The organism is Aquabacter sp. L1I39 (assembly GCF_017742835.1).
GTDB lineage: Bacteria > Pseudomonadota > Alphaproteobacteria > Rhizobiales > Xanthobacteraceae > L1I39.
In genome coordinates this window covers 2,610,060-2,630,845 of record NZ_CP072392.1, presented here as the reverse complement: position 1 = coordinate 2,630,845, position 20,786 = coordinate 2,610,060, and the positions used below count along the sequence as shown (strand labels likewise).

Here is a 20,786-nt window from a genome sequence, read left to right as displayed (position 1 = left end):
CGCTTCTCGTTACGGCGCCCGGGTCCGCGCCTCATTGACCTTGACCCGTCTTCGGCCCTAGAGCGTGACGCTTCGGGCGGGCGACAATTCGGAACGAGCTACGGCTTTCGTCAAGACCCGGACAGACAGGCTTTCGTCGCATATGACCTTCGCCAGGGGCATGCCCCCCGCCACTTCCCGCCGCCGCGGCGCGGCGAAAGGCAGCCACCCATGGCTCCGCTGAGCAAGCCCCCCGCCCTTCCGGAACGGCAGACGCTGCGTCTTGATGCCCGCGAAGACGGACAGATCGCGCGGGCCGGCGCGCTCCTCCGCGCCGCCGGCGTCGTCGCCTTTCCCACCGAGACGGTCTATGGGCTCGGTGCCGATGCGGGCAATCCGCGCGCGGTGGCCGGGGTCTATGCGGCGAAAGGGCGCCCCAGCTTCAACCCGCTCATCGCCCATGTGCCGGATGCAGAGGCCGCCGCCCGGCTCGGCGCCTTCTCGCCGGCGGCCGAGCGGCTCGCCGCCGCCTTCTGGCCGGGGCCGCTCACCCTCGTCCTGCCCTGCATCGACACCGAGGCCATGTGCGACCTCGCCCGCGCGGGCCTGCCCTCGCTGGCGGTGCGGGTGCCCGCCCATCCCGTGGCCCAGGCCTTCCTGAAGGAGGCCGGCTGCCCAGTGGTGGGGCCGAGCGCCAACCGCTCCGGCCATGTCTCGCCCACGGACGCGGACCATGTGGCGGAGGACCTGAACGGGCGGATCGACGCCATTCTTGATGCCGGGGCGACGCAAGTGGGGGTGGAATCCACCATCGTCTCGTGCCTGGAGGCCGTGCCCACCTTGCTGCGGCCCGGCGGTCTCTCGCGGGAGAAGATCGAGGCGGTGCTCGGCCATGGGCTGCTGGATGCCCCGCACCTCGACGCAGGCCGCCCCTCCGCGCCGGGGCGGCTTGCCTCCCATTACGCCCCCCGCGCAGCCGTGCGGCTGGCGGCGAAGCATGTGGCGCCCGGCGAGGCGCTTTTGACCTTCGGGGGGCTTCGCCCGCCCGGCAGCGATGCGGCCGCCTGCATCATCGATCTCAGCCCCGACGGGGACCTGGAGGAAGCCGCCGCCCATCTTTATGGCGCCCTGCGGCGCCTGGATGGGCTGGGCGTTGCGGGCATTGCCGTGGTACCCCTCCCCCGCACGGGTCTCGGGGAAGCCATCGCCGACCGGCTCGGCCGCGCGGCCGCGCCGCGCCCCATGGATATTGAAGGGGATTGAGGATGGACCAGGCCGTATCCACCGAGACCGCACGTCCCATCGGCCATATGCGCGAGGGCGAGGAAGAGGCGCTCGTGGCGCTGTGGACCGCCACCGGCCTCATCCGCCCCTGGAACGATCCGCGCGCCGACATCACGCTGGCTCGGCGCGGGCCGCACTCCACCATCCTGGTCGCCCGCGCGGACGGGGCCGTGATCGGCTCCGCCATGGTGGGCCATGACGGTCATCGGGGCTGGATCTACTATCTGGCGGTGGCGCCCGACCACGCCCGCCAGGGCATCGGCAAGGCGCTCACCCGCGCCGCCGAGGACTGGCTGCGCGCGCGCGGCGTGCCCAAGCTCATGCTCATGGTGCGGCCGGAGAATGAGCAGGTGCAGGCCTTCTATGATGCCGCCGGCTATATCCAGGAGCCGCGCATCATCTTCTCCAAGCGCCTCGACGGAAAATAAGGCTCGGGATCGTCCAGCGCTTCATCGAAACGCTGGACGATCCCGTATCTTTGCTTCGACGCGTTTCCTTCACGCGAACCGGTTCCCACTTCGCTTGGAAACGCTTCAAGCCGCAAACCGCGTGAGGCACGCCCGCGCCTCGTCGGCAATGCGGCGGACGAGGTCGCCGGCGGGCGGCACGTCGCGCACGAGGCCGATGGCCTCGCCGACTGTCACATTGGCCATGTCGAAGTCGCCCTCTTCAAGGGCGGCCTCCACTTGCCGCATCTCCTCGTGCTTCAAGGCTTCCAGTTCCGCCTCCCGGCCGTGCCAGCGGGAAATGAAGCCGTTGCGCAACAGCCGGCCCGTATAGGCCGCCGGCCACGCCTTTTGCCGCACGATGTCATAGACGCGGGTGCGCACGGTGTCGTCGCCATCGGCCGCCACCGCCATGGCCTGGGCATTGGGATGGATGAGCGCCTCGCGCGTCGCCCAGAAGCGCGACCCCATCAGCGCCCCATCCGCCCCCAGCATCAGGACCGCTGCGAGGCCCCGCCCATCGGCGATGCCGCCGGCCGCCAGCAGCAGGCACTCGGGCGCGCGCTGGGCGATGAGATCGGCCACCGCCGGCACGAAGGGCAGCGTGGAGCGGGCCGCCTGGCCGTGGCCGCCCGCTTCCGTGCCCTGCGCCACGATCACGTCCGCGCCCACATCCAGCGCCCGGCGGGCATGCTCCAGGGTCTGGACCTGACAGATGAGGGGCACGCCGGCCGCCGTGATGGCGCCGGCAAAGGGGGCGGGATCGGAAAAGGAGAGCATGAGGGCGGCGGGGTTGCGGGCGAGCGCCAGCTCCAGAAGCGCGGGATTGCGCGCCAGCGCCCAGGTGATGAAGCCGCAGCCCACCCGGTGATTGCCCGCCAGCGGAAACTCCCGCTCCAGCCGCTCGGTCTCCGCATAGCCCCCGCCGATGAGCCCCAGCCCGCCGGCCGCGCTCACCGCCCCCGCCAACGCTCCGCCGGAAGCCGGGTCCATGGGCGCGAGCACGATGGGCAGGTCGATGCCGAAGCGGCGCGTGAAGCGGGTCTCAAGCAGATGCGCCATGTCGGCCTCCAGCGGGAATGTGCACCCACGCTAGGCCGCGCCTGCCTTGCGGAAAAATGATTAATCTGGAACAAAGGCATCTGGATTTGAGATGCCAGAATGAGCCACCTCCATGAATGATCTGGACCTGCGCTTCTTCGCCGCCGTGGCGCGCTCCGGGGGCATCGGGCGGGCGGCGCAGATGCTCAACACCGTGCAGTCCAACGTCACCACCCGCCTGCGGAGCCTGGAGGCGGAATTGGGCACGCCCCTCTTCCACCGCCATAGCCGGGGCGTGGTGCTGACCGAGGCGGGGGAACGCCTCCTGCCCTATGCGGAAAGGGTGGGCCAGCTCCTCGCCGAGGCGAAGCGGGCGGCTCTGGATGGCGAGGAACCGGGCGGGGAGCTGCGCATCGGGGCCATGGAGACCACCGCCGCGCTCCGCCTGCCGCCCCTCCTCACCGCCTATGTGACGGACTGCCCCAAAGTGGACGTTCATGTGGAGACGGGGCCGACCCAGGCCCTGGTCGCCCGCGTGCTCGCCCGCGAGCTTGAGGGCGCCTTCGTGTGCGGGCCCATCGACCATCCCGACCTTCACGCTCTGCCCATGATGGCCGAGGAACTGGTGCTGGTGACACCGCCCGCGCCCCTGGAACGCCCCGCCGGGGAAGCCAAGATCCTGGTCTTCCGCGCCGGCTGCTCCTATCGCCAGCGGCTGGAGGCGCTGCTGGCGGCGCGGGGCGCGGCGGAGGTGCGACGGCTGGAATTCGGCACGCTGGACGGCATCTTAGGCTGCGTGGGCGCCGGCCTCGGCGTCACCCTCCTGCCCCGCGCGGTGGCGGAACCCGCGGCCCGTGCCGGGCAGGTGCGCCTCCAGGCCCTGCCGCCGGACGAGGCGCACGTCACCACCACCTTCATCACGCGGCACGACGCCTTCATGTCCCGCGCGCTGGACCGCTTCATCGCTTGCGCGCGGGGGCTGGGGGCGGGGGAGCGGCAGGCGGCGTGAGGGACATCACCCCTTCGCCCGCCAGCACTCTTCCAGATGGTCGTCCACCAGCCCGCAGGCCTGCATGGCGGCGTAGACGATGGTGGGGCCGCAGAATTTGAAGCCGGCCGCCTTCAGGCGCTTGGACAAGGCGCGGGATTCCGGTGTCTCGGCAGGCACGTCCCCGAGGGTGCGCGGGCGGCGCACGAAGGGCGTGCCGCCGACGCTCTCCCACAGGAAGGCCGAGAAATCCACGCCCTTGTCCCGAAGCTCCAGATAGGCGCGGGCGGAGAGCACCGCGCCCTCGATCTTGGCGCGGTTGCGCACGATGCCCGCATCCTGCATCAGCGCCTCCACCTTGGCGGCGTCGTAGCGGGCGATGATCTCCGGCTCGAAGCCATCGAAGGCCCGGCGGAAATTGTCCCGTTTGCGCAGGATGGTGATCCAGGCGAGCCCGGCCTGGAAACCGTCCAGCAGCAGCTTCTCGAACAAGGCGCGGGAGTCCCGCTCCGGCACGCCCCATTCCTCGTCGTGATAGGCCACATAGAGGGGATCGGTGCCGCACCAGGGGCACCGATGGCGGCCATCGGGATGAAGATGGGCGGGGCGCATGGGCGTCACGCCTCGGTGTGGAAGCGGGTGCCGGCAAAGCCGTGGCCGGCCAGCTCGCGCTCCAGCGCGGGGGTGACCACGACGCCGTCCGCTTCCGCCTTGGCACGGGCGGCAATGCGGCGTGTGCCCGGCAGGCGGGCGCCTTCCTGGCCCTCAATGGCCTCGATGAGCCGCCGCAAATGGTCGAGATAGCCCGGCCCGGCGGTGCGGGAGGGATCGAAGGCGATGATGGTCTGGCCGATGGCGGGGGGCGACCCCTCGCCATTGAAAAAGGACGAGGCATCCAGCGAGAAGGTGGCCGCGTTCACCGCCGCCGACAGGATCTCCACCATGAAGGCCAGCGCCGTGCCCTTGGCCTCGCCCATGGGCACCATGGTGCCGGCAAGGCCGATCTTGGCGTCGGTGGTGGGCTTGCCCTCGGCGTCCAGCGCCCAGCCCTCTGGGATGGGCTCGCCCTTCTGGGCAGCAGCGAGGATATAGCCCCGCGCCACCTTGGAGACGGACAGGTCCACCACCGCCGGCGGCGCGCCGGGCACGGGGGTGGCAAACGCGATGGGATTGGTGCCGAACACCGGCGCGCTGCCGCCCCACGGCGCGATGGAGGCCGGCGCATTGGTGAAGGCCATGGCCACGAAGCCGGCTTCCGCGAGACGCTCCACCGGATGGCCGGCAACGCCGAAATGGCTGGAGCGGCGCACGCCGGCGATGGCGATGCCCATTTCGCGCACCACCGGCACCAGGGCTTCCTCGGCCAGATGCACGGCGGGATAGGCAAAGCCGTTGGCCGCGTCCACCGCGACCACCGCAGGGGCGGCGCGGCGCAAGGTGGGCACGGCGGCGCCGTCGATCTTGCCGGCGCGCACCATCACGCCATAGCTGGGCAGCCGGGCAAGGCCATGGCTGGGCAGGCCGTCCGCCTCGGCGGCGACCAAGGCCTGGGCGACGATGTCCGCATTGGCGGGGGCGGTGCCGAAATGTTCCAGGACCTCGGCGGCATAAGCGCGGGCTTGGGCGATGGTGATCCGGTGGCCGGCGCTCATGGCAGGTCTTCCCCTTCCGGGCGGTTTTCAAGGCGAGTGAGATCGAAGCGCGCCACATCCTGCAGCAGCGCGATGAAGGCGTGCGCCCCATAAGCGGCGGCGGCCGCCCCCTTGGCGGCGGTGGCCAAGCGGGCATCGCCCATGGCGCCGGCGGGGGAGAGATCCTGGCTCATCCAGCCGAAGCCGATGGGATGGTTGGCGCGCAGCTGGGCGAATTCGCTCTCCATGCCGATGCTCCAGGGCGCAAAATTGCGGGCTTGGCCCATGTCCACCAGGTCCGGCCGGAAAGCGAGCATGAGCGAGGTCTCGATATCCCCGCCATGGATGCCGTGGGCCCGCTCGGCCGGATCGAACAGGCCGTCGGGATAGCCGAAGCGGTGCATGGAGGCCATCACCACCAGCAGGCCGAATCGCACCCGCAGCGTGCGGGCGACCAGATCGATCACCGGCACATTGCCGCCATGGGTGTTCATGAGCACCAGGCGGCGGATGCCGGCCCGGTGCACGGCGGCGCCCAGCTCAATCCAGGCCCGCAGCGCGGTCTCCGGCTCCAGCGTCAGCGTACCCGCATAGGATTGGTGCTCGTCCGACTTGCCCACCGCCTGGATGGGCAGGATCACGACCTTCAGCTCGTCCGGCACCAAGGGCCGGATGCGGGCGAGATAGCCCTGCGCGATGAACAGGTCGGTGCCAACAGGCAGATGGGGGCCATGCTGCTCCACGGCGGCCACCGGCAGCACGGCGATGGTGGAAGGGCCGCGCAACGCCGCAAGCTGGGGCGAGGAGAGCTCGGCCCAGGCTAAGGCGGTCATGGGACACCTTCCGGGTGAAGCGGCGCGACCATATCGCCGGGGACTGCGCAGGGAAAGCGCGTCCGGAGCAAACCCATCCCCCGCCGGCGCATGGCGGGGAAAAGCCTGTACTTTGTCGTGATCCTGCCTTGCAGCCTTCGCAAAATTGTAAGCCGGCGCGGTGTAAAGGGCATGGCCTTCGCACGCTTGCCTCATGCAAGGTGCTGGCCCGGCTATATTAGAATTGAGCCGCGAAACCGAATCGCCGCCAGCCCCGGTGTGCGGTCGCGTCAGGGGGACGAGATGAAGGACCCGATTGCGAAGACCATCGGCTACCGGCTCACCCATACGGCCCGGCTGCAAAAGGCGCTGTCGGCCCGGCTCCTGTCTGAGCTGGGGCTGTTTCCGGGGCAGGAATCGGTCCTGAAGCTGCTGATCGAGCAGGACGGCCGCACCATGGGCGACCTCGCCAATGCCCTGCGCGTGCGCCCGCCCACCGCCTCCAAGACCATTGCCCGGCTCACCACCCAGGGCCTTGTGGAACGGCGCACCATGGATGGCGACGGGCGCCTGGTGCGGGTGTTCCTCACCGCCGCCGGGCGCGAGCGGGGCGGCTCCATCGACAAGATCTGGGACACGCTGGAAGGCGAGATGGTCGCCGGCCTCGACGGCAAGGACCGCAAGCGCCTGCGCAAGCTGCTGCGCAAGGTGGAGAAGAATTTGGCCGTGCGGCTCGGCGCCGATGGCGGGGTGGACGAGGATCCCGAGGGCGTCGAGGACGACGACGAGGCCTGATCGCCCGCCCCTCGCCTGCGCCCCGCGCCTTGTGCATGAGACAGCGCGCGGCGCATGCGTGAAATTGCCCTTCCCAGCATCGGGACGGGCGCGGTATGCCTTCTTTCAAACGATTAAGGTCGCGCCGCCGGATGGTCCGGGGCAGACCGATCCTTGGGGGAACGCATGCCGAACGCCATCGATCTGGAAACCCGCTGTGCCGTCGTCACCGGCGGCGCGCAGGGCATCGGCCGCGCCGTGGTGGAGCGCTTCCTCGCCTCCGGCGCCAAGGTCGCCATCTGGGACATGGACGGCGACCTCGCCCACCGCACGGCGGGGGAACTGGGCCTCGACAAGGTGCTCCCCGTTCAGGTGGATGTCACCGACCTCGCGGCCGTGGAGCGCGCCACCCGCGAGACGCTGGCCGCCTTCGGGCGCATCGACATCCTCGTGAACAATGCCGGCATTTCCGGGCCCAACACCAAGCTGTGGGACTATCCCCCGGACGCCTGGATGCAGGTGGTCAACATCAACCTCATCGGCCCCTTCAATTGCTGCCGCGCCGTGGTGCCCACCATGATCGCGCAGAATTACGGCCGCATCGTCAACGTGGCCTCCATCGCCGGCAAGGAAGGCAATCCCAACGCCTCCGCCTATTCCGCTTCCAAGGGCGGGCTGATCGCGCTCACCAAGTCGCTGGGCAAGGAGCTGGCCGAGTATGACATCGCGGTCAATTGCGTGACCCCGGCCGTGGCCAAGACCGCCATCTTCGACCAGATGACCGACGAGCACGTGGCCTACATGCTCTCCAAGATTCCGCGGGCGCGGTTCGTGAAGGTGGAAGAGGTGGCCGCCACCATCGCCTTCGCCGCCTCCGCCGATTGCTCCTTCACCACCGGCGCCGTGTTCGATATTTCGGGCGGACGCGCCACCTACTGATCGCGAGTGCCATGCGAGTCCCCTCCGAAGATGGTGGAGCCGCGCCCTTAAGCGGGCGGGCTCCCGGCGCCCCTTCACCGCTCGGGGCGCCCGGAGGGGTCTTCGCCGGCATAGGCCTCATGTGCATCGCGGTGATCAGCTTCGCCTTCACCGACACCATCGCCAAGTGGCTGAGTTCCCACATCAATGTCATGGTGGTGGTGTGGGCGCGCTATGTGGTCCATTTCGTCGTCTCGCTCATCATCTTCAATCCCTGGACGGTACCGGGCCTGCTGCGCACCCGCCGCCCGGGGCTGCAACTGATCCGCTCCGGGCTGCTGTTCGCCTGCACCGCGCTCAATTTCGCCGCCTTGCAGTTCCTGCAGCTGGACCAGACCGTCTCCATCATGTTCTCGGCGCCCTTCTTCGTCGCTTTGTTCGCCGGCCCCATGCTGGGCGAGTGGGTGGGCGCGCGGCGCTGGGCGGCCATCATGGTGGGCTTTGCCGGCATCCTCCTGGTGGCCAAGCCCGGGGCGGGCGGCATCCATCCGGCGGCTTTGCTCTCGGTGGGCGCGGCGGTCTGCTATGCGCTCTACGGCATCATCACCCGCATGCTGGCGAGCGTGGATTCCTCGCCCACCACGCTGTTCTATTCCTCGCTCGTGGGATCGGTGGTGGCGAGCCTGCCCTTGCCCTTCGTGTGGGAGACACCCGACAGCCCGGCCGTCTATGGCGGCATGCTGGCGCTCGGCATGGTGGCGGGCGGCGGGCACTTCCTGTTGATCATGGCCCATGCCCGCGCCCCGGCGGCAACGCTCGCTCCCTTCATCTATGCCCAGATCCTGGCCATGGTGGCGCTGGGCTGGCTGGTATTCGGGGATGTGCCGAGCCTGTGGACCATCTGCGGCGCGGCCATCGTGGTCTCCTCGGGCATCTATCTTCTGTTCCGGGAGCGCCACGTCCAGCGCATGCAGCGCAAGCTGCGCTGACATTGCCTCGCAAAAGCACGGGATACCTCGCTTTTGTCAAAATGCGGGTTATTGTGCAGGGCACAGAAATCAGATGCCGTGTGCCATGTCGTCGTCCGCTACGCCGTCCCGTTCCCAGTCCGCGCGCCTTCTGGTCATGGAAGGCAATACCGCTGAAGCCCGCGCCCGCCAGGTGCAGTTCGGCGGCGAGGCCGCCAGCGAGGGCTATGCCCGCCTCTTGCGTGAGCTGTTCCCCGATGCGGTGGTGGACATCTGCTATCCGGCGGACCCCGGCGCGAACCTGCCGGATCGCGGCGGCCTGGAGGGCTATGACGGCATCGCCATCACCGGCTCCTCGCTGAACATCTATCACGGCGGCCCGCCCATCCAGCAGCAGATTGACCTGCTGCGCGCCGCCTTCGACACCGGCACGCCCATTTTCGGCAGTTGCTGGGGCCTTCAGCTCATCACGGTGGCGGCTGGCGGCGTTGTGCGGCGCAATCCGCGCGGCCGCGAAGTGGGCTTCGGTCGCCGCATCCGCCTCACGCAAGCGGGCGCCGGCCATCGCCTGTTCGACGAGAAGCCCCCCGTCTTCGAGGCCATGACCGTGCATCTGGACGAGGTGGACACCTTGCCCGAGGGGGCGCGGCTGCTCGCCACCAACGAGCATTCTCAGGTCCAGGCGGCCGAGATCCCCTGCGGCAACGCCATGGCCTGGGGCGTGCAGTATCATCCCGAATATCCGTTCCGGGAAATGGCCGCCATCTTCCGCCGCCTCAGCCCCTCCTTGGTGGCCGAGGGCTTCTTCCTGGACGAGGAGGAAGAACAGAGCTTCATCGGCGACCTGGAAGCGCTCGAGCGCGACCCGGCCAACCATGCCCTCGTCTGGCGCCACGGGGTGGACGGGGCGGTCATCTCCAAGGATCTGCGGACCATGGAAATCCGTAACTGGGTCCGCCACCAGGTCATCCCCACCCGCGCCGCCCGCGGCCGCGGCTAAGGGGCCGGACGACGGCCATTTCCTTGGGCCGTCATGCCCGGGCGTGTCCCGGGCATCCACGCCGCGCCGCGCGGGCACCGGCCGGAGCGTCTCGCCCGGCCCCTGCCCGTGGAGGACCGGGACAAGCCCGGCCATGACGCGCAAGATGACAGCGGACGATGACGGCACTGCGCCTCGGCGCGCCTTGCAGCGCCGCCCTCACCCCGGGCGCCCGCGCCCGGCCTTGGCAGGATCGAAGAACAGGCCCGCCTGAAGGCTCCTGGCGATGCGCTCCGCCTTCTCCGCGAACAGAGCCGCGATGTCGGGCGCGAACAGCTCCGCCGTGGTCGCCCGCCACAGGTCCAGCCAGCGGGGAAACAGCGCCTCAAAGCGCTCCGGCGGCAGCGGCAGCGCGCCATGGACCGCCAGCGGATTGCCCTTATAGCGACCGGCCGCCAGCATCACCGAGCACCAGAAGTCGGTGAGGATGGAAAGGTGGGTGTCCCAATCCTCCACCGCAGCCTCGAAGACCGGACCAAGCTCGGCATCGGCGCGGATGCGGTCATAGAAGCGCTCCACCAGATGGCGGATGCGCGTGTCATCCAGAGGCGTGTCGACAGGTTCGGCCACGGTCAGGCGTCTTCCTTCTCCTGGTCCGGCACATCCTGCGTCAGCCGGCCCTGGAACAGGCCGCTGATGAGGTCGGACTGGGTGACGATGCCCGCCAGCTTGTCGTGCGCGTCCACGACGGGCAATGCGTGAATGTGCGTATCCCCCATGGGAGCGCCCATGAGGGGGACGAGGTCCGCGATCAGCATGTCGGGGCGCGCGGCGATCAGGCGCGTGGTCATGATCTCCTGAACCGAACCCTGCGGCGCCTGGGACAACCGCACCACATGGCGCAGGCGATGGGCGAAGCTCACGCTCGGCCCCTTGGGGCCCCAGCTCGCTTTGTCCAGAAGGTCCGTCTGCGTCACGATGCCCAGCACGCGGGCGTGCTCGTCCGTCACCGGCAAGGCCTTGACGTGGTGCGCGCGCATGAGGGCATGGGCCTCCCGGATGGAGGTGTCGGGGGAGACCGCCGTCACGTCGCGGGTCATGATGTCGGCGCAGCGGATCTCGCCCCAGCGCCGGCCGAAGGCGCGCACCTGGGCAAGGCGCACCACGCGGTCGATGTCGGCCCGGTTCACGTCGAGCAGTTGGTCATAGGTGGCGAGCACGGCGTCGAGGTCCGCCCCGGTGAAGCCGAGCCGGGCGGACGGCGCGACCGCCTGTTTCGCCGCCGGGGCGGCGGCGGGCGCCAGATGGGGATAGTCGCGGCCGGTGAGACGGTTATAGGCGAGCGCCGCGGCCAGCAGCAGGAGGGAATTGACCATCACCGGCCACAGCACGAAGCCATAGCCGAGCGCATGGACCTGGCTGCCGCCCAGCACGGCGGTGAGCGCCACGGCGCCGCTCGGCGGGTGCAGGCAGCGCAGCCACAGCATGGCGGCGATGGCAATCCCCGCCGCCAGCCCCGCCGCCAGGAGGGGCGAGGGCACCAGCAGGCCCGCCGTGACACCCACGATCCCGGCCACCAGATTGCCGCCCAGGATGGACCAGGGTTGCGCCAGCGGGCTGGAGGGCACCGCGAACAGCAGCACGGAGGAAGCGCCCATGGGGGCGATCAGCCAGGGCACCGCCGGCCCCGGCCCCACCGCCAGCAAGGTGATGAAGCCGGTGAGCACCAGTCCGAGGCACGCGCCGAGCCCGGCGCGCAGCTTCTCGACGGGGCTGACCGCCGGCAAGGGCACATAGCGCGCCAGCGCGGCGCGAAGGGTTGAGGACATGGCGGATCTCCCATGGCGACGCAGGGAACCTGCGCCGCGCCTGCGCCCTTCGGCGAAAGGACGAGCGCCTCGGATGCGGTGATCCAAGCAGCGCAATCGCTCTTTCTGTTTGAGAAGGAGACGGAGACCCCAAGCCGCATGGCCGCTAAGCGTGTCCAGCCGGCTCGGGTCCGCCCCCCATCCGGGCGCGTGTTGTTGCCCAATTGTTTAGCGGTCTGCCTATTGTCTCGGCAACCTTATCTTGCCGCAGGCGCGCGGGGGACGGGCTGCGCCGGGCGCGGGCCTCTGCCGCCAGGGCATGGCGCAGACGGGGCGGGCGCGCTACATCAGGGGCACCCGCCCCGAATTCCCACAAGGCCTTGCCATGCCCCGCGCCGTTGCCGGCCCCGAGATCGAACGCCTCATCCAGCTCCTGGCCCGGCTGCCGGGCCTGGGGCCGCGTTCGGCCCGCCGGGCGGCGCTGACCCTCATCAAGAAGCGCGAGGGGCTGATGGCGCCGCTCAGCGCCGCGCTCCAGGACACGCTGGACAAGATCGTCGAATGCCGCACCTGCGGAAACGTGGATGTGTGCGACCCCTGCACGGTGTGCCGCGACACCTCCCGCGATGCCAGCCTCCTGGTGGTGGTGGCGGAGGTGGCGGACCTGTGGGCGCTGGAGCGCTCGGGGGCGGTCAGCGGCAAGTATCACGTGCTCGGCGGCGTCCTCTCGCCGCTGGACGGCATCGGGCCGGACGACCTCAACCTCGCCTCGCTGGTGGCGCGGGTGCAGGGCGAGGGCGTGACCGAGGTCATCCTGGCGCTGGGCGCCACCGTGGATGCCCAGACCACCGCCCACTATGTCACCGACCTCCTGCGCGAGGCGCCCGTGAAGGTGACGCGCCTCGCCCAGGGCGTGCCGGTGGGCGGCGAGCTGGATTATCTGGACGAGGGCACACTCTCCGCGGCCATCCGCGCCCGCACGCCCCTGTGAGGAGAACGGGCGCGGGGACTTTCCGCGTCAGTGGCCCTTGGCGAGACGGGCAAGTTCCCGGTCGGCCAGATAAAGGGAGTTCGGCCCCTCCCCGATGAGGGCGATCTTGTCCAGGATCTGCCGGCACAGCTTCTCCTCCTCATGCTGCTCGGCGGCGAACCATTGCAGGAACTGGTCGGTCTCGTAGCTGTGCTCGGCGCGGGCCAGCTCGATCACCTCGAAGATGTTCCGGCTGACCTTGCGCTCCTCCTCCTGGATGCGCTTGACGAGGCCCGTCAGGTCGTTGGCCGGGATTTCGGGCTTGGGCAGCGCCTTGAGGGAAATGGGGGCGCCGAGATCGTCGAGGAAGGCGAAGAATTTCAGCATGTGCGTCAATTCCTCGGCCGCATGCTTCAGGAGGAAGTCCTTGGCCCCTTCCAGATTGTTGGCCGACGCCCAGGCTGCCGCCTGCAGATAGATGTGATGGGCCTCAAGCTCGCCGTTGAGCAGGTCGTTCAACTTGGCTTCGAGCTTCTCGCTAACCATTTTACGCTCCAGGTTCGTCAAACTGGGCGTGACACGGCGGCGCCGGTCCGGTCACGGCGCGTGAACCTACAATCTGGCTCTTGGGGATCAATCGTAGGCGCGCCCGGCGCGCTCACATATTCATTCTTCCAATTCAAACACTTAAGCGGAAATCCAGCGGGCGCGCCGGGGCGCGCGCCTTCCTGGAATGGTTCCGACCTTTGCCCCCGTCAGGTGGTGCGGGCGAACCATTCGTCCTCGGTGATGACCTCCACCCCGAGGCTGCGCGCCTTTTCCAGCTTGGAGCCGGCACCGGGGCCGGCCACCACCAGATCCGTCTTGGCCGACACCGAGCCCGCCACCTTGGCGCCGAGCCGCTCGGCCATCTCCTTGGCCTCCTCGCGGGTCATGCGCTCCAGCGAGCCGGTGAAGACCACGGTCTTGCCGGCGACCGGCGAGGAAGCCGGCGGCTGGGCCACCTCCGCATCGGCCACCTTCACCTCGGCCAGCAGAGCGGTCAGCAAGGTGCGATTGTGCTCCTCCGCATAGAATTCGCACAAGGAGGTGGCCGCCACGGTGCCCACGTCGGGCACCGCCGCGAGATCGAGGAAATCCGCCCCCGGCAGGGCCTGGCGCGCCTCAATGATGGCGGCGAGGAGCGCTGCGTCCTCGCCATAGGCGGTGCGCAGGGCCACGCGCTGGCGGGCATTGACGGCGGCGCGGTTGAACAGCTCGCGCACCGCCGCCTCGGGATCGACGCCGGTTACCTCTGCGCTCGCCAGGGCCAGCGCCTGCGCGGTCGATCCACCCACATAGGGCACACCCAAAAGGCGCTGCCACGCCTCGCCGGGGCGCGCGGGCACAGCCTTTTCCAGGGCCGCAATGAAGGCGTCCATGGAGCGGAAAGCCTTGGCCAGCGCCTTGGCCGTCACCTCGCCCACATGGCGAATGCCCAGCCCATAAAGGAAGCGGGCCAGCGGCACGGCGCGGCGCTCGTCGATGGCCGCGAACAGCTTGTCGACGCCCAGGAACTGGCGCTCCTCCTCGCTCAGCACCTTCTTGCGGGCGCGCCCCGTCTCCGCCTCGCGCTTCTGCGCCCGCTCCTCCCGCGCCTCCAGGAAGGCCCGACGCACGGCCTCGGCATGGGTGTGCAGGCGGAAGATGTCGGCGGGGGTGCGCAGGAGGCCGGCATCGAACAGAAGCTGCACGTTCTCGTCGCCCAGCCCCTCGATATCCAAAGCGTTGCGGGAGACGAAATGGCGGATCCGCTCCACCGCCTGGGCCGGGCAGATGAGCCCGCCGGTGCAGCGGCGCACCGAGCCGTCCTCTTCGCGCACCGCATGGGAGCCGCAGGCCGGGCAGGTGTGGGGGAAACTGTAGGGGCGGGCGTCGGCGGGGCGCTTGTCCAGCACCACGTCCACCACTTGCGGGATCACGTCGCCGGCGCGCTGGATGATGACGAAGTCACCGACCCGGATGTCCCGCCCCTCACGGATCGGCGCGCCGTCATTGCCAATGCCGCGAATATAGTCCTCGTTGTGCAAGGTGGCATTGGCCACCACCACGCCGCCCACCGTGATGGGCTTCAGCCGCGCCACGGGGGTCAGCGCGCCGGTGCGACCCACCTGGATCTCGATGTCGAGCAGCTCGGTCACCGCCTGCTGGGCGGGAAACTTGTGGGCCAGGGCCCAGCGGGGCGAGCGGGAGATGAAGCCGAGGCGCCGCTGCAGGTCCAGCCGGTTCACCTTGTAGACGACGCCATCAATGTCATAGCCAAGCTCGGCCCGCTGGGCGCCGATGCTGCGGTAATGGGCCAGCAGGCCCGCCGTGTCGGTGGCGATGATGGTCAGCGGATTGGTGGGCAGCCCCCAGCGGGCGAAGGCGTCGACCACGCCCTTCTGCGTCTCCGCCGGCAGGCTGGTGGCCTCGCCCCAGGCATAAGCGAAGAAGCGCAGCGGCCGGCTGGCGGTCACGTTGGAATCAAGCTGCCGCAGCGAGCCGGCGGCGGCATTGCGGGGATTGGCGAAGACCGGCTTACCCGCCTCCTCCTGGCGCGCATTCAGCGCCTGGAAATCGGCGGCGTCCATATAGACCTCGCCGCGAATGTCGATGATCTCAGGCACATCGGGGGCGTCGAGGCGGTGGGGGATCTCGGCGATGGTGCGCACATTGGCGGTGACGTCCTCGCCCACGGAACCGTCCCCCCGCGTGGCTGCGCTCTTCAATTCGCCGCGCTCATAGCGAAGTGAACAGGACAGGCCGTCAATCTTGGGCTCGGCGGTGAACGCCACCTCGTCCCCATCCTTCAGGTCCAGGAAACGCCGCACGCGACCGACGAACTCCTCCACCTCCTCGTCGGAGAAGGCGTTGGCCAGCGACAGCATGGGCACGGTGTGGGCGATCTTGGCGAAGCGGCTCGACGGCGCCGCGCCCACCCGCTCGGAGAGGCTCTCCTGCGTGCGCAGCTCGGGAAAGCGCGCCTCGATGGCCTCGTAGCGGCGGCGCAGGGCGTCATAATCGGCGTCCGACACCTGCGGCGCATCGTCCTGGTAGTAGCGCCGGTCATGCCCGGCGATCTCGTCCGCGAGCGCGCCATGCTCGATGGCGGCGTCTGCGCGAGACAGCTGATCAACCGGCACGTGGCGGGGCGAGGAGGCGGGGCTGGGGGCGTCGGTCATGGCGACACTTTTTGGCTCAATGCGTCCGCCCCGGCAACTGGCCGCAGGCAAAGACGCGAACGGGGGATGCGGAAGCGTCGCCTTTTTGTAAGATGTACAGACTAGGGATTAAGAAACACCAGGGGATAGCTCATGGGCCTGCGCGAACTGATGATGGCAGCGGCTTCCGTTGCGGCTCTCGTAACGGCGACTCCCTCCTTCGCCCAGCAGGCGGCGCCCGCTGCGGCACCGGCCACGCCCGCAGCCGCTCCAGCCACAACTCCTGCCACCACTCCTTCCACCGCCTCCGCACCCGGGGATGATTCTGCGCTGGTGGAGCGCGGCGCCTATCTCGCCCGCGCCGCCGACTGCATGCCCTGCCATACGGGCGACCCCAAGACGCCCTATGCGGGCAACCTGCCGTTCAAGACCCCGTTCGGCACCATGTTCTCGGTGAACATCACCTCCGATCCCACCTACGGCATCGGCACGTGGACGTTCGACCAGTTCAAGAACGCCCTGCACAACGGCATCCGCGCCGACGGTGCCTATCTCTATCCGGCCATGCCGTTCGATTCCTATACCGGCATCGGCGAGGATGACCTCAAGGCGCTGTGGGCCTTCGTGCGCCGCATCCCCGCCCAGCCGGTGGCGCGCAAGGAGAACGAACTCAACTTCCCCTTCAACATCCGCCTGGGCATGCTGGCCTGGCGCGAACTGTTCTTCGAGCCGGCCTATTTCAAGCCGACCCCGGGCAAGAGCGACCAGTGGAATCGCGGCGCTTATCTCGCCGAAGTGCTCGGCCATTGCGCCGACTGCCACACCCCGCGCAACGTGATGGGCGCGGTGAAGGGCAAGGAGCAGTTCCTCGGCTCTGAGGTGGACGGCTTCTGGGCGCCCAGCATCGACGCGGCGCAGCTGAAGAAAGACGGCTGGACCAAGGACACGCTCACCAAATTCTTCACCGACGGCTCGGCTCCCGGCAAGACCTCGGTGTTCGGCCCCATGGCGGAGGTGGTGCGCGAGAGCCTTGCCTATCTCACGCCCGCCGACCGCGAGGCACTCGTCACCTATCTCCTCGATAGCCCGCCGCCCAAGGACCAGCCCGCCCCGCAGGCGGCCTCGCGCCTCTCGCCGGCTGAATTCCAGCGCGGCGCCAAGCTCTATGTGGACAATTGCGCCCCCTGCCACCAGTCCAAGGGCTCCGGCTCCACCGACATCATCCCGCCCTTGGCGGGCAATCCGGCGGTGAACGCGGCCGAGCCCTATAATGTCATCATGGCCATTCTCGGCGGCCTGCCGGCGGGCGGCACCTATGGCCCCATGCCCTCCTTCGCCGGGCGCCTCTCCGACCAGCAAGTGGCGAGCCTTGCCAATTATGTGCGCACCTCCTGGGGCAATACCGCCGATCCCAATGTGAGCGCCGGCATGGTGGCCGCCTGGCGGGCCACGGCCCATGTGCCGGACTACGGCACCCAGCAGGCCTCCGCCTTCGATTGCCCGAAGGTGGGCGGTGCGCCGGGCGTCACCGGGCCGGATCCGCAGGCGGTGGCCGCGCTCACCAAGATGATGCAAGGCGGCGAGCGGGGCACGCAGATGCTCGCCGACACCTACAAGGCGGCCGACAGCGACGCCTCGCCGGGCACCGTGGTGGATGCGCTGACCGCTGCCTATTGCCCGGTGGTGGCAGCCAGCAATCTGCCTGACTGGCAGAAGGCCAACGAATTGCGCCGCTTCACCCTGCAGGCGGCGGCCACCGTCTCGCCGGGTGTTGCCGCCATTCCCATGCCGGACGTGGCCACCATCTGGGCGACGCCCACGGGTACCTCACTGGTGGCCCGCCAGCCCACCTCCATCTCCGCCAAGCTCACCTGCCCGGACGCCAGCGGCAAGCAGGCGCCGAAGGCGCTGGTGGACGCCGCCACCAGCCTCATCGGCAAGGTGAACCCGCCGGTGAGCGGCGACGCGGCGAGCCAGTTCGCCAACACGCTGGCCCAGCAGAATCCCAAGGCCAAGAAGGCGGATGTGGCCAATGCCCTCATCACCGCCTATTGCCCGCAAGTGCTGGCGCAGCCGAACAATTCGGTGGCGAACCAATATGCCCTGCTGACCAGCTTCGGCCAGCAGGTGATCCAGACCCTCCAGCTCCAGGCGCCGCAGTTCAACGCCGCCAAATAGGGCCTGTCACACGGGGCCGGGCCTATGCCCGGCCAACAGGACAAGCCCGCAGGACAGGACGCCGCACCCGGCCGCCCGGAAGGGACGGCCGGGTGCCGTGCTTTTGGGGGCGCCCATGGGTACGAAGGGCATCGGGCGAAGGGCATCGGGCGGCCCGTCCAGCCCCGGCCTCATGCGGGGAGGACGTCCGGCTTTCCATCGCCGTGCCCTTCGGTCATGCTGAGGTCTGCCGCCCGCGCTGCATGCTCCACAGGGGCATGATCTGCGTGACGGGACGGCGAGGACCGGACCATGCGCCAGACCGCCGCCGCACTCCTCCTCCTGCCAGCCCTGGCCATGGCCGGACCTGCATCCGCGGGGGAGGCGCTGGCGCTTCCCGGGGCGGGCCCGGGCACCCCGGGTCAAGGGCAGGCGCGCCTCTCCGACACCCCGGCACAGAAGGTATCGGGGGCCAAGGTGTCCAGATCCACATCACCGGTCGCCAGATCAGGCGCAATCGCGACGGCGCCGATGCCGGCCACCCAGGCGCAGGCCGCGCCGCTCGATCCTCGGTGGGTGGCGCCCCGGACGCGCATCAAGGGCCTCGTGGTCTGGATCTACACTCCCGGCCATTTCCAGCGGGACTGAACGCCTAAAGACGCCCCGTCAGGGTTCCCAGCCGGGCGGGGCCAGCTCGAAGCCCTCGAACCGGAAGGCGGGGGCCACGGTGCACCCCACCAGCGTCCAGGCGCCGAGGCTCTGTGCGGCCTGCCAGGCAAAGGGCGGCACCACGCCCTGAGGCCGCTCGCCCGCCATCAGGTCGGCGCCGAGCACCAGATGGTGCACCGCCCCACCCTCCTCGGCAATGGAAAGCCGCAAGGGTGCGCCGGCATAGAAGTGCCAGGTCTCGCTGGCATCCACCCGGTGCCAATGGGAGCGCTCTCCCGCCGCCAGCAGGAAATAGATGGCCGTGGAAGCACCGCGCCCGCCGCCCTCCCCCGCCTCGCGGAACGTCTCGCGAAAATGCCCGCCCTCGGGATGGGGCTGGAGGTCGAGCAAAGCGATGATCTCGGCGGCGGTCATCTCGGCCCTCGTCACGCCTTGAACACGTTTTTGAGGGCCCGCAACTCGGTGAAGACGGCAGCCGGATCGGATTCGCCGAGCCCCAGCCGCTCGGCCATGCCCGGATCATCCGCCCGCAGGAAGGGATTGGTGAGGCGCTCGTCGCCCAGCAAGGTGGGGATGGTGGGCTTGCCCTCCCGCCGCGCCCGCTCCGCCTCGGCGAAGCGGCCGCGCAGGGCGCCGTTCTCCGGGTCCACCGAGAGGGCGAACAGGGCGTTGGCCACCGTATATTCGTGGCCGCAATAGACCTGGAGGTCGTCGGGCAGGCTGCGCAGGCGCAGCAAGGACCGCCAGAGCACCGGCGGGTCGCATTCGATGGGCCGGCCGCAGCCCATGACGAACAGCGTGTCGCCGGCAAACAGCAGATGTTCGCGCTCGAACAGATAGACCACATGGCCGGCGGTGTGGCCGGGCGTCTCCATGACGCGGCCCACGAAGGCGCCCACCGCCACCGGGTCGCCGTCCACCACCGCCATATCGATGCCGGGAATACCGGGCGCCTCGGCCTTCGGACCCACCACCGTGGCGCCGAACTGAGCCTTCAGCGTCTCCACCCCCGCCACATGGTCGGAATGATGGTGCGTCACCAGAATATGGGTGAGATCCCAGCCCTCCCGGCCGAGCGCCGCGAGCACCGGGGCTGTCTCCGGAACGTCAATCACCGCCGTGGCCTCGGTCGTGGGGTCGTGGAGCAGAACGGCATAATTGTCGTTGAGGCAGGGGACGATCCGGATCTCGGCAGCCATGGTCGTGTTTCCCTTCGGTCATCTTACGCGGGGGCACGGCGCGCACGCCGCATCCCATGCCGGCCCAGGCCGGGAGAGGACCGACATAGCCGTCTCACGCGGCGGCGGTATGGCAAAGCCCGGTCGCAAGCCATGTTATAAGCAGTGCACCGGAGAGGGGAGACCATGTTTCTCGACGTCGTGGACCTGCGCAGCTTCTATGCCCAGCCGCTCGGCGTGGTGACACGCCGCATCCTGGGGCGCGCGGTCCGGGCGCGCTTTGCCGACGTGCAAGGTCTCTCCGTCCTCGGGCTTGGCTATGCCACACCCTATCTCGGCGCCTTCCGGGAAGAGGCGGAGCGCTGCATCGCAGTGATGCCCGCTGCCCAGGGCGTGGTGCGCTGGCCCTCCGCCGCCCCGACCCTGGCGGCCCTCGCCGACGAGACGGCGCTGCCCTTGCCCAACGCCTCCATCGACCGCGTGGTGGCGGTCCACCTCCTGGAGACGACGCCGGATGCGGCGGAGATGCTGCGGGAAGTCTGGCGCATCCTGGCGCCCGGCGGGCGCCTGCTGGCAGTGGTGCCCAATCGGCGTGGCGTCTGGGCGCGGCTCGACACCACACCCTTCGGCAATGGCCGCCCGTTCTCGCGGGGCCAGGTGGTGCGGCTGCTGCGGGAGACCTTGTTCACGCCCGTGGGCTGGAGCGAAGCGCTGTATTTCCCGCCCGTCTCCAGCCGCTGGCTGCTGCGCACCGCCTATGCCTGGGAGCGGGTGGGCGGAGGCCTCTCGCTTCCCTTCTCAGGCGTGCTCCTGGTGGAAGCCACCAAGCAACTCCATCGCCCCGTTTTGGTGCGCCGTCCGGCCTTCTCCCAGGTGCTGGAGCCCGTGTTCGGGCAGGGCGTGCCGGCAAGCTGAGTCGGCGAATCAAGGATATTTCGCCGGCAATATTTTGCGGAATGGAACCCGGCTCCCGGTCCGTGCGTCTTTCGGGGGAACAGAGTG

20 protein-coding genes are annotated in these 20,786 nt (G+C 69.4%); 10 read left to right on the top strand and 10 right to left on the bottom strand.

The annotated features are described in order from the left end of the window. The first annotated feature begins 210 nt into the window (after positions 1-210). Both J5J86_RS11570 and J5J86_RS11565 read left to right on the top strand, forming a co-directional pair. Positions 211-1,242: an L-threonylcarbamoyladenylate synthase gene (locus tag J5J86_RS11570; RefSeq protein ID WP_209105082.1), complete on the top strand. Its 1,032-nt coding sequence runs from the start codon at positions 211-213 to the stop codon at positions 1,240-1,242. 2 nt (positions 1,243-1,244) lie between these two features. Then, entirely contained in the window at positions 1,245-1,691 is a 447-nt protein-coding gene (locus tag J5J86_RS11565) for a GNAT family acetyltransferase (protein WP_446698674.1), read from the top strand. Positions 1,692-1,796: 105 nt separating this feature from the next. On the opposite strand, the gene J5J86_RS11560 is transcribed toward J5J86_RS11565, so the two are convergent. After that, positions 1,797-2,771, bottom strand: a complete 975-nt coding sequence (locus J5J86_RS11560) for an NAD(P)H-dependent flavin oxidoreductase (protein ID WP_209105081.1) — start codon at positions 2,769-2,771, stop codon at positions 1,797-1,799. Positions 2,772-2,883: 112 nt separating this feature from the next. Here J5J86_RS11560 and J5J86_RS11555 point away from each other — a divergent pair, with 112 nt between their 5' ends. Continuing rightward, positions 2,884-3,759 carry a LysR family transcriptional regulator gene (locus J5J86_RS11555; protein WP_209105080.1) on the top strand — a complete coding sequence of 292 codons (876 nt, stop codon included), beginning with the start codon at positions 2,884-2,886 and terminating at the stop codon, positions 3,757-3,759. A 6-nt stretch (positions 3,760-3,765) separates the two neighbouring features. Here the strand turns inward: J5J86_RS11555 and J5J86_RS11550 are convergent, their stop codons facing one another. Genes J5J86_RS11550 through J5J86_RS11540 form a run of 3 tightly spaced genes read right to left on the bottom strand, consistent with a single transcriptional unit; the run spans position 3,766 to position 6,202 of the window. Beyond that, positions 3,766-4,350: a DNA-3-methyladenine glycosylase I gene (locus J5J86_RS11550; protein WP_209105079.1), complete on the bottom strand. Its 585-nt coding sequence runs from the start codon at positions 4,348-4,350 to the stop codon at positions 3,766-3,768. A gap of 5 nt (positions 4,351-4,355) precedes the next feature. Further along, positions 4,356-5,390, bottom strand: coding sequence for an Ldh family oxidoreductase (locus J5J86_RS11545; RefSeq protein WP_209105078.1), 1,035 nt, complete (start codon positions 5,388-5,390; stop codon positions 4,356-4,358). After that, a complete protein-coding gene (locus J5J86_RS11540; RefSeq protein ID WP_209105077.1) occupies positions 5,387-6,202 on the bottom strand; it encodes a creatininase family protein in 816 nt (271 codons plus the stop codon). The genes J5J86_RS11545 and J5J86_RS11540 overlap by 4 nt, the downstream gene beginning before the upstream one ends. Before the next feature lie 282 nt (positions 6,203-6,484). On the opposite strand from J5J86_RS11540, the gene J5J86_RS11535 reads away from it, so the two are divergent. The 4 genes from J5J86_RS11535 to J5J86_RS11520 all read left to right on the top strand — a co-directional run bounded on the left by J5J86_RS11535 (position 6,485) and on the right by J5J86_RS11520 (position 9,841). Next, positions 6,485-6,976 carry a MarR family winged helix-turn-helix transcriptional regulator gene (locus J5J86_RS11535; RefSeq protein WP_209105076.1) on the top strand — a complete coding sequence of 164 codons (492 nt, stop codon included), beginning with the start codon at positions 6,485-6,487 and terminating at the stop codon, positions 6,974-6,976. A 165-nt stretch (positions 6,977-7,141) separates the two neighbouring features. Then, positions 7,142-7,894 (top strand): SDR family NAD(P)-dependent oxidoreductase, encoded by a 753-nt coding sequence (locus J5J86_RS11530; RefSeq protein WP_209105075.1) that lies wholly within the window; start codon positions 7,142-7,144, stop codon positions 7,892-7,894. Between the two features lie 119 nt (positions 7,895-8,013). Beyond that, positions 8,014-8,862 carry a DMT family transporter gene (locus J5J86_RS11525; RefSeq protein ID WP_247658338.1) on the top strand — a complete coding sequence of 283 codons (849 nt, stop codon included), beginning with the start codon at positions 8,014-8,016 and terminating at the stop codon, positions 8,860-8,862. Positions 8,863-8,947: 85 nt separating this feature from the next. Then, on the top strand, positions 8,948-9,841 hold the full coding sequence (locus J5J86_RS11520; protein WP_209105073.1) for a type 1 glutamine amidotransferase: 894 nt from the start codon (positions 8,948-8,950) through the stop codon (positions 9,839-9,841). Between the two features lie 198 nt (positions 9,842-10,039). On the opposite strand, the gene J5J86_RS11515 is transcribed toward J5J86_RS11520, so the two are convergent. Further along, positions 10,040-10,450, bottom strand: coding sequence for a group III truncated hemoglobin (locus tag J5J86_RS11515; protein ID WP_247658337.1), 411 nt, complete (start codon positions 10,448-10,450; stop codon positions 10,040-10,042). Between the two features lie 2 nt (positions 10,451-10,452). Continuing rightward, the gene (locus J5J86_RS11510) at positions 10,453-11,649 is read right to left on the bottom strand and encodes an HPP family protein (RefSeq protein WP_209105072.1); all 1,197 of its coding nucleotides are present in this window, start codon (positions 11,647-11,649) and stop codon (positions 10,453-10,455) included. 364 nt (positions 11,650-12,013) lie between these two features. Between J5J86_RS11510 and recR the strand changes: the two genes are divergently transcribed. Next, a complete protein-coding gene (gene recR, locus J5J86_RS11505) occupies positions 12,014-12,619 on the top strand; it encodes a recombination mediator RecR (RefSeq protein WP_209105071.1) in 606 nt (201 codons plus the stop codon). Positions 12,620-12,646: 27 nt separating this feature from the next. Here the strand turns inward: recR and J5J86_RS11500 are convergent, their stop codons facing one another. Together J5J86_RS11500 and ligA are read right to left on the bottom strand one after the other, a co-directional pair. Next, positions 12,647-13,144, bottom strand: coding sequence for a ferritin (locus tag J5J86_RS11500; RefSeq protein WP_209105070.1), 498 nt, complete (start codon positions 13,142-13,144; stop codon positions 12,647-12,649). A 209-nt stretch (positions 13,145-13,353) separates the two neighbouring features. Then, a complete protein-coding gene (gene ligA / locus J5J86_RS11495) occupies positions 13,354-15,801 on the bottom strand; it encodes an NAD-dependent DNA ligase LigA (protein WP_209105069.1) in 2,448 nt (815 codons plus the stop codon). Between the two features lie 132 nt (positions 15,802-15,933). On the opposite strand from ligA, the gene J5J86_RS11490 reads away from it, so the two are divergent. Continuing rightward, positions 15,934-17,958: a c-type cytochrome gene (locus J5J86_RS11490; protein ID WP_247658335.1), complete on the top strand. Its 2,025-nt coding sequence runs from the start codon at positions 15,934-15,936 to the stop codon at positions 17,956-17,958. 645 nt (positions 17,959-18,603) lie between these two features. Here the strand turns inward: J5J86_RS11490 and J5J86_RS11485 are convergent. Together J5J86_RS11485 and gloB are read right to left on the bottom strand one after the other, a co-directional pair. Next, entirely contained in the window at positions 18,604-19,020 is a 417-nt protein-coding gene (locus tag J5J86_RS11485; RefSeq protein ID WP_209105068.1) for a cupin domain-containing protein, read from the bottom strand. 11 nt (positions 19,021-19,031) lie between these two features. Then, positions 19,032-19,805 (bottom strand): hydroxyacylglutathione hydrolase, encoded by a 774-nt coding sequence (gloB, locus tag J5J86_RS11480; RefSeq protein ID WP_209105067.1) that lies wholly within the window; start codon positions 19,803-19,805, stop codon positions 19,032-19,034. Positions 19,806-19,970: 165 nt separating this feature from the next. Here gloB and J5J86_RS11475 point away from each other — a divergent pair, with 165 nt between their 5' ends. Next, the gene (locus J5J86_RS11475) at positions 19,971-20,699 is read left to right on the top strand and encodes a class I SAM-dependent methyltransferase (RefSeq protein WP_209105066.1); all 729 of its coding nucleotides are present in this window, start codon (positions 19,971-19,973) and stop codon (positions 20,697-20,699) included. Positions 20,700-20,786 lie beyond the last annotated feature (87 nt).

Bases quoted from the DNA above. Each gene is read 5' to 3' on its own strand.
- J5J86_RS11510 (WP_209105072.1), bottom strand. From the start codon at position 11,649: ATGTCCTCAACCCTTCGCGCCGCGCTGGCGCGCTATGTGCCCTTGCCG.
- J5J86_RS11550 (WP_209105079.1), bottom strand. From the start codon at position 4,350: ATGCGCCCCGCCCATCTTCATCCCGATGGCCGCCATCGGTGCCCCTGG.
- J5J86_RS11485 (WP_209105068.1), bottom strand. From the start codon at position 19,020: ATGACCGCCGCCGAGATCATCGCTTTGCTCGACCTCCAGCCCCATCCC.
- J5J86_RS11540 (WP_209105077.1), bottom strand. From the start codon at position 6,202: ATGACCGCCTTAGCCTGGGCCGAGCTCTCCTCGCCCCAGCTTGCGGCG.
- J5J86_RS11525 (WP_247658338.1), top strand. From the start codon at position 8,014: ATGTGCATCGCGGTGATCAGCTTCGCCTTCACCGACACCATCGCCAAG.
- J5J86_RS11520 (WP_209105073.1), top strand. From the start codon at position 8,948: ATGTCGTCGTCCGCTACGCCGTCCCGTTCCCAGTCCGCGCGCCTTCTG.
- J5J86_RS11500 (WP_209105070.1), bottom strand. From the start codon at position 13,144: ATGGTTAGCGAGAAGCTCGAAGCCAAGTTGAACGACCTGCTCAACGGC.
- ligA (WP_209105069.1), bottom strand. From the start codon at position 15,801: ATGACCGACGCCCCCAGCCCCGCCTCCTCGCCCCGCCACGTGCCGGTT.
- J5J86_RS11560 (WP_209105081.1), bottom strand. From the start codon at position 2,771: ATGGCGCATCTGCTTGAGACCCGCTTCACGCGCCGCTTCGGCATCGAC.
- recR (WP_209105071.1), top strand. From the start codon at position 12,014: ATGCCCCGCGCCGTTGCCGGCCCCGAGATCGAACGCCTCATCCAGCTC.
- J5J86_RS11490 (WP_247658335.1), top strand. From the start codon at position 15,934: ATGGGCCTGCGCGAACTGATGATGGCAGCGGCTTCCGTTGCGGCTCTC.
- J5J86_RS11530 (WP_209105075.1), top strand. From the start codon at position 7,142: ATGCCGAACGCCATCGATCTGGAAACCCGCTGTGCCGTCGTCACCGGC.
- J5J86_RS11535 (WP_209105076.1), top strand. From the start codon at position 6,485: ATGAAGGACCCGATTGCGAAGACCATCGGCTACCGGCTCACCCATACG.
- J5J86_RS11570 (WP_209105082.1), top strand. From the start codon at position 211: ATGGCTCCGCTGAGCAAGCCCCCCGCCCTTCCGGAACGGCAGACGCTG.
- J5J86_RS11475 (WP_209105066.1), top strand. From the start codon at position 19,971: ATGTTTCTCGACGTCGTGGACCTGCGCAGCTTCTATGCCCAGCCGCTC.
- J5J86_RS11565 (WP_446698674.1), top strand. From the start codon at position 1,245: ATGGACCAGGCCGTATCCACCGAGACCGCACGTCCCATCGGCCATATG.
- gloB (WP_209105067.1), bottom strand. From the start codon at position 19,805: ATGGCTGCCGAGATCCGGATCGTCCCCTGCCTCAACGACAATTATGCC.
- J5J86_RS11545 (WP_209105078.1), bottom strand. From the start codon at position 5,390: ATGAGCGCCGGCCACCGGATCACCATCGCCCAAGCCCGCGCTTATGCC.
- J5J86_RS11555 (WP_209105080.1), top strand. From the start codon at position 2,884: ATGAATGATCTGGACCTGCGCTTCTTCGCCGCCGTGGCGCGCTCCGGG.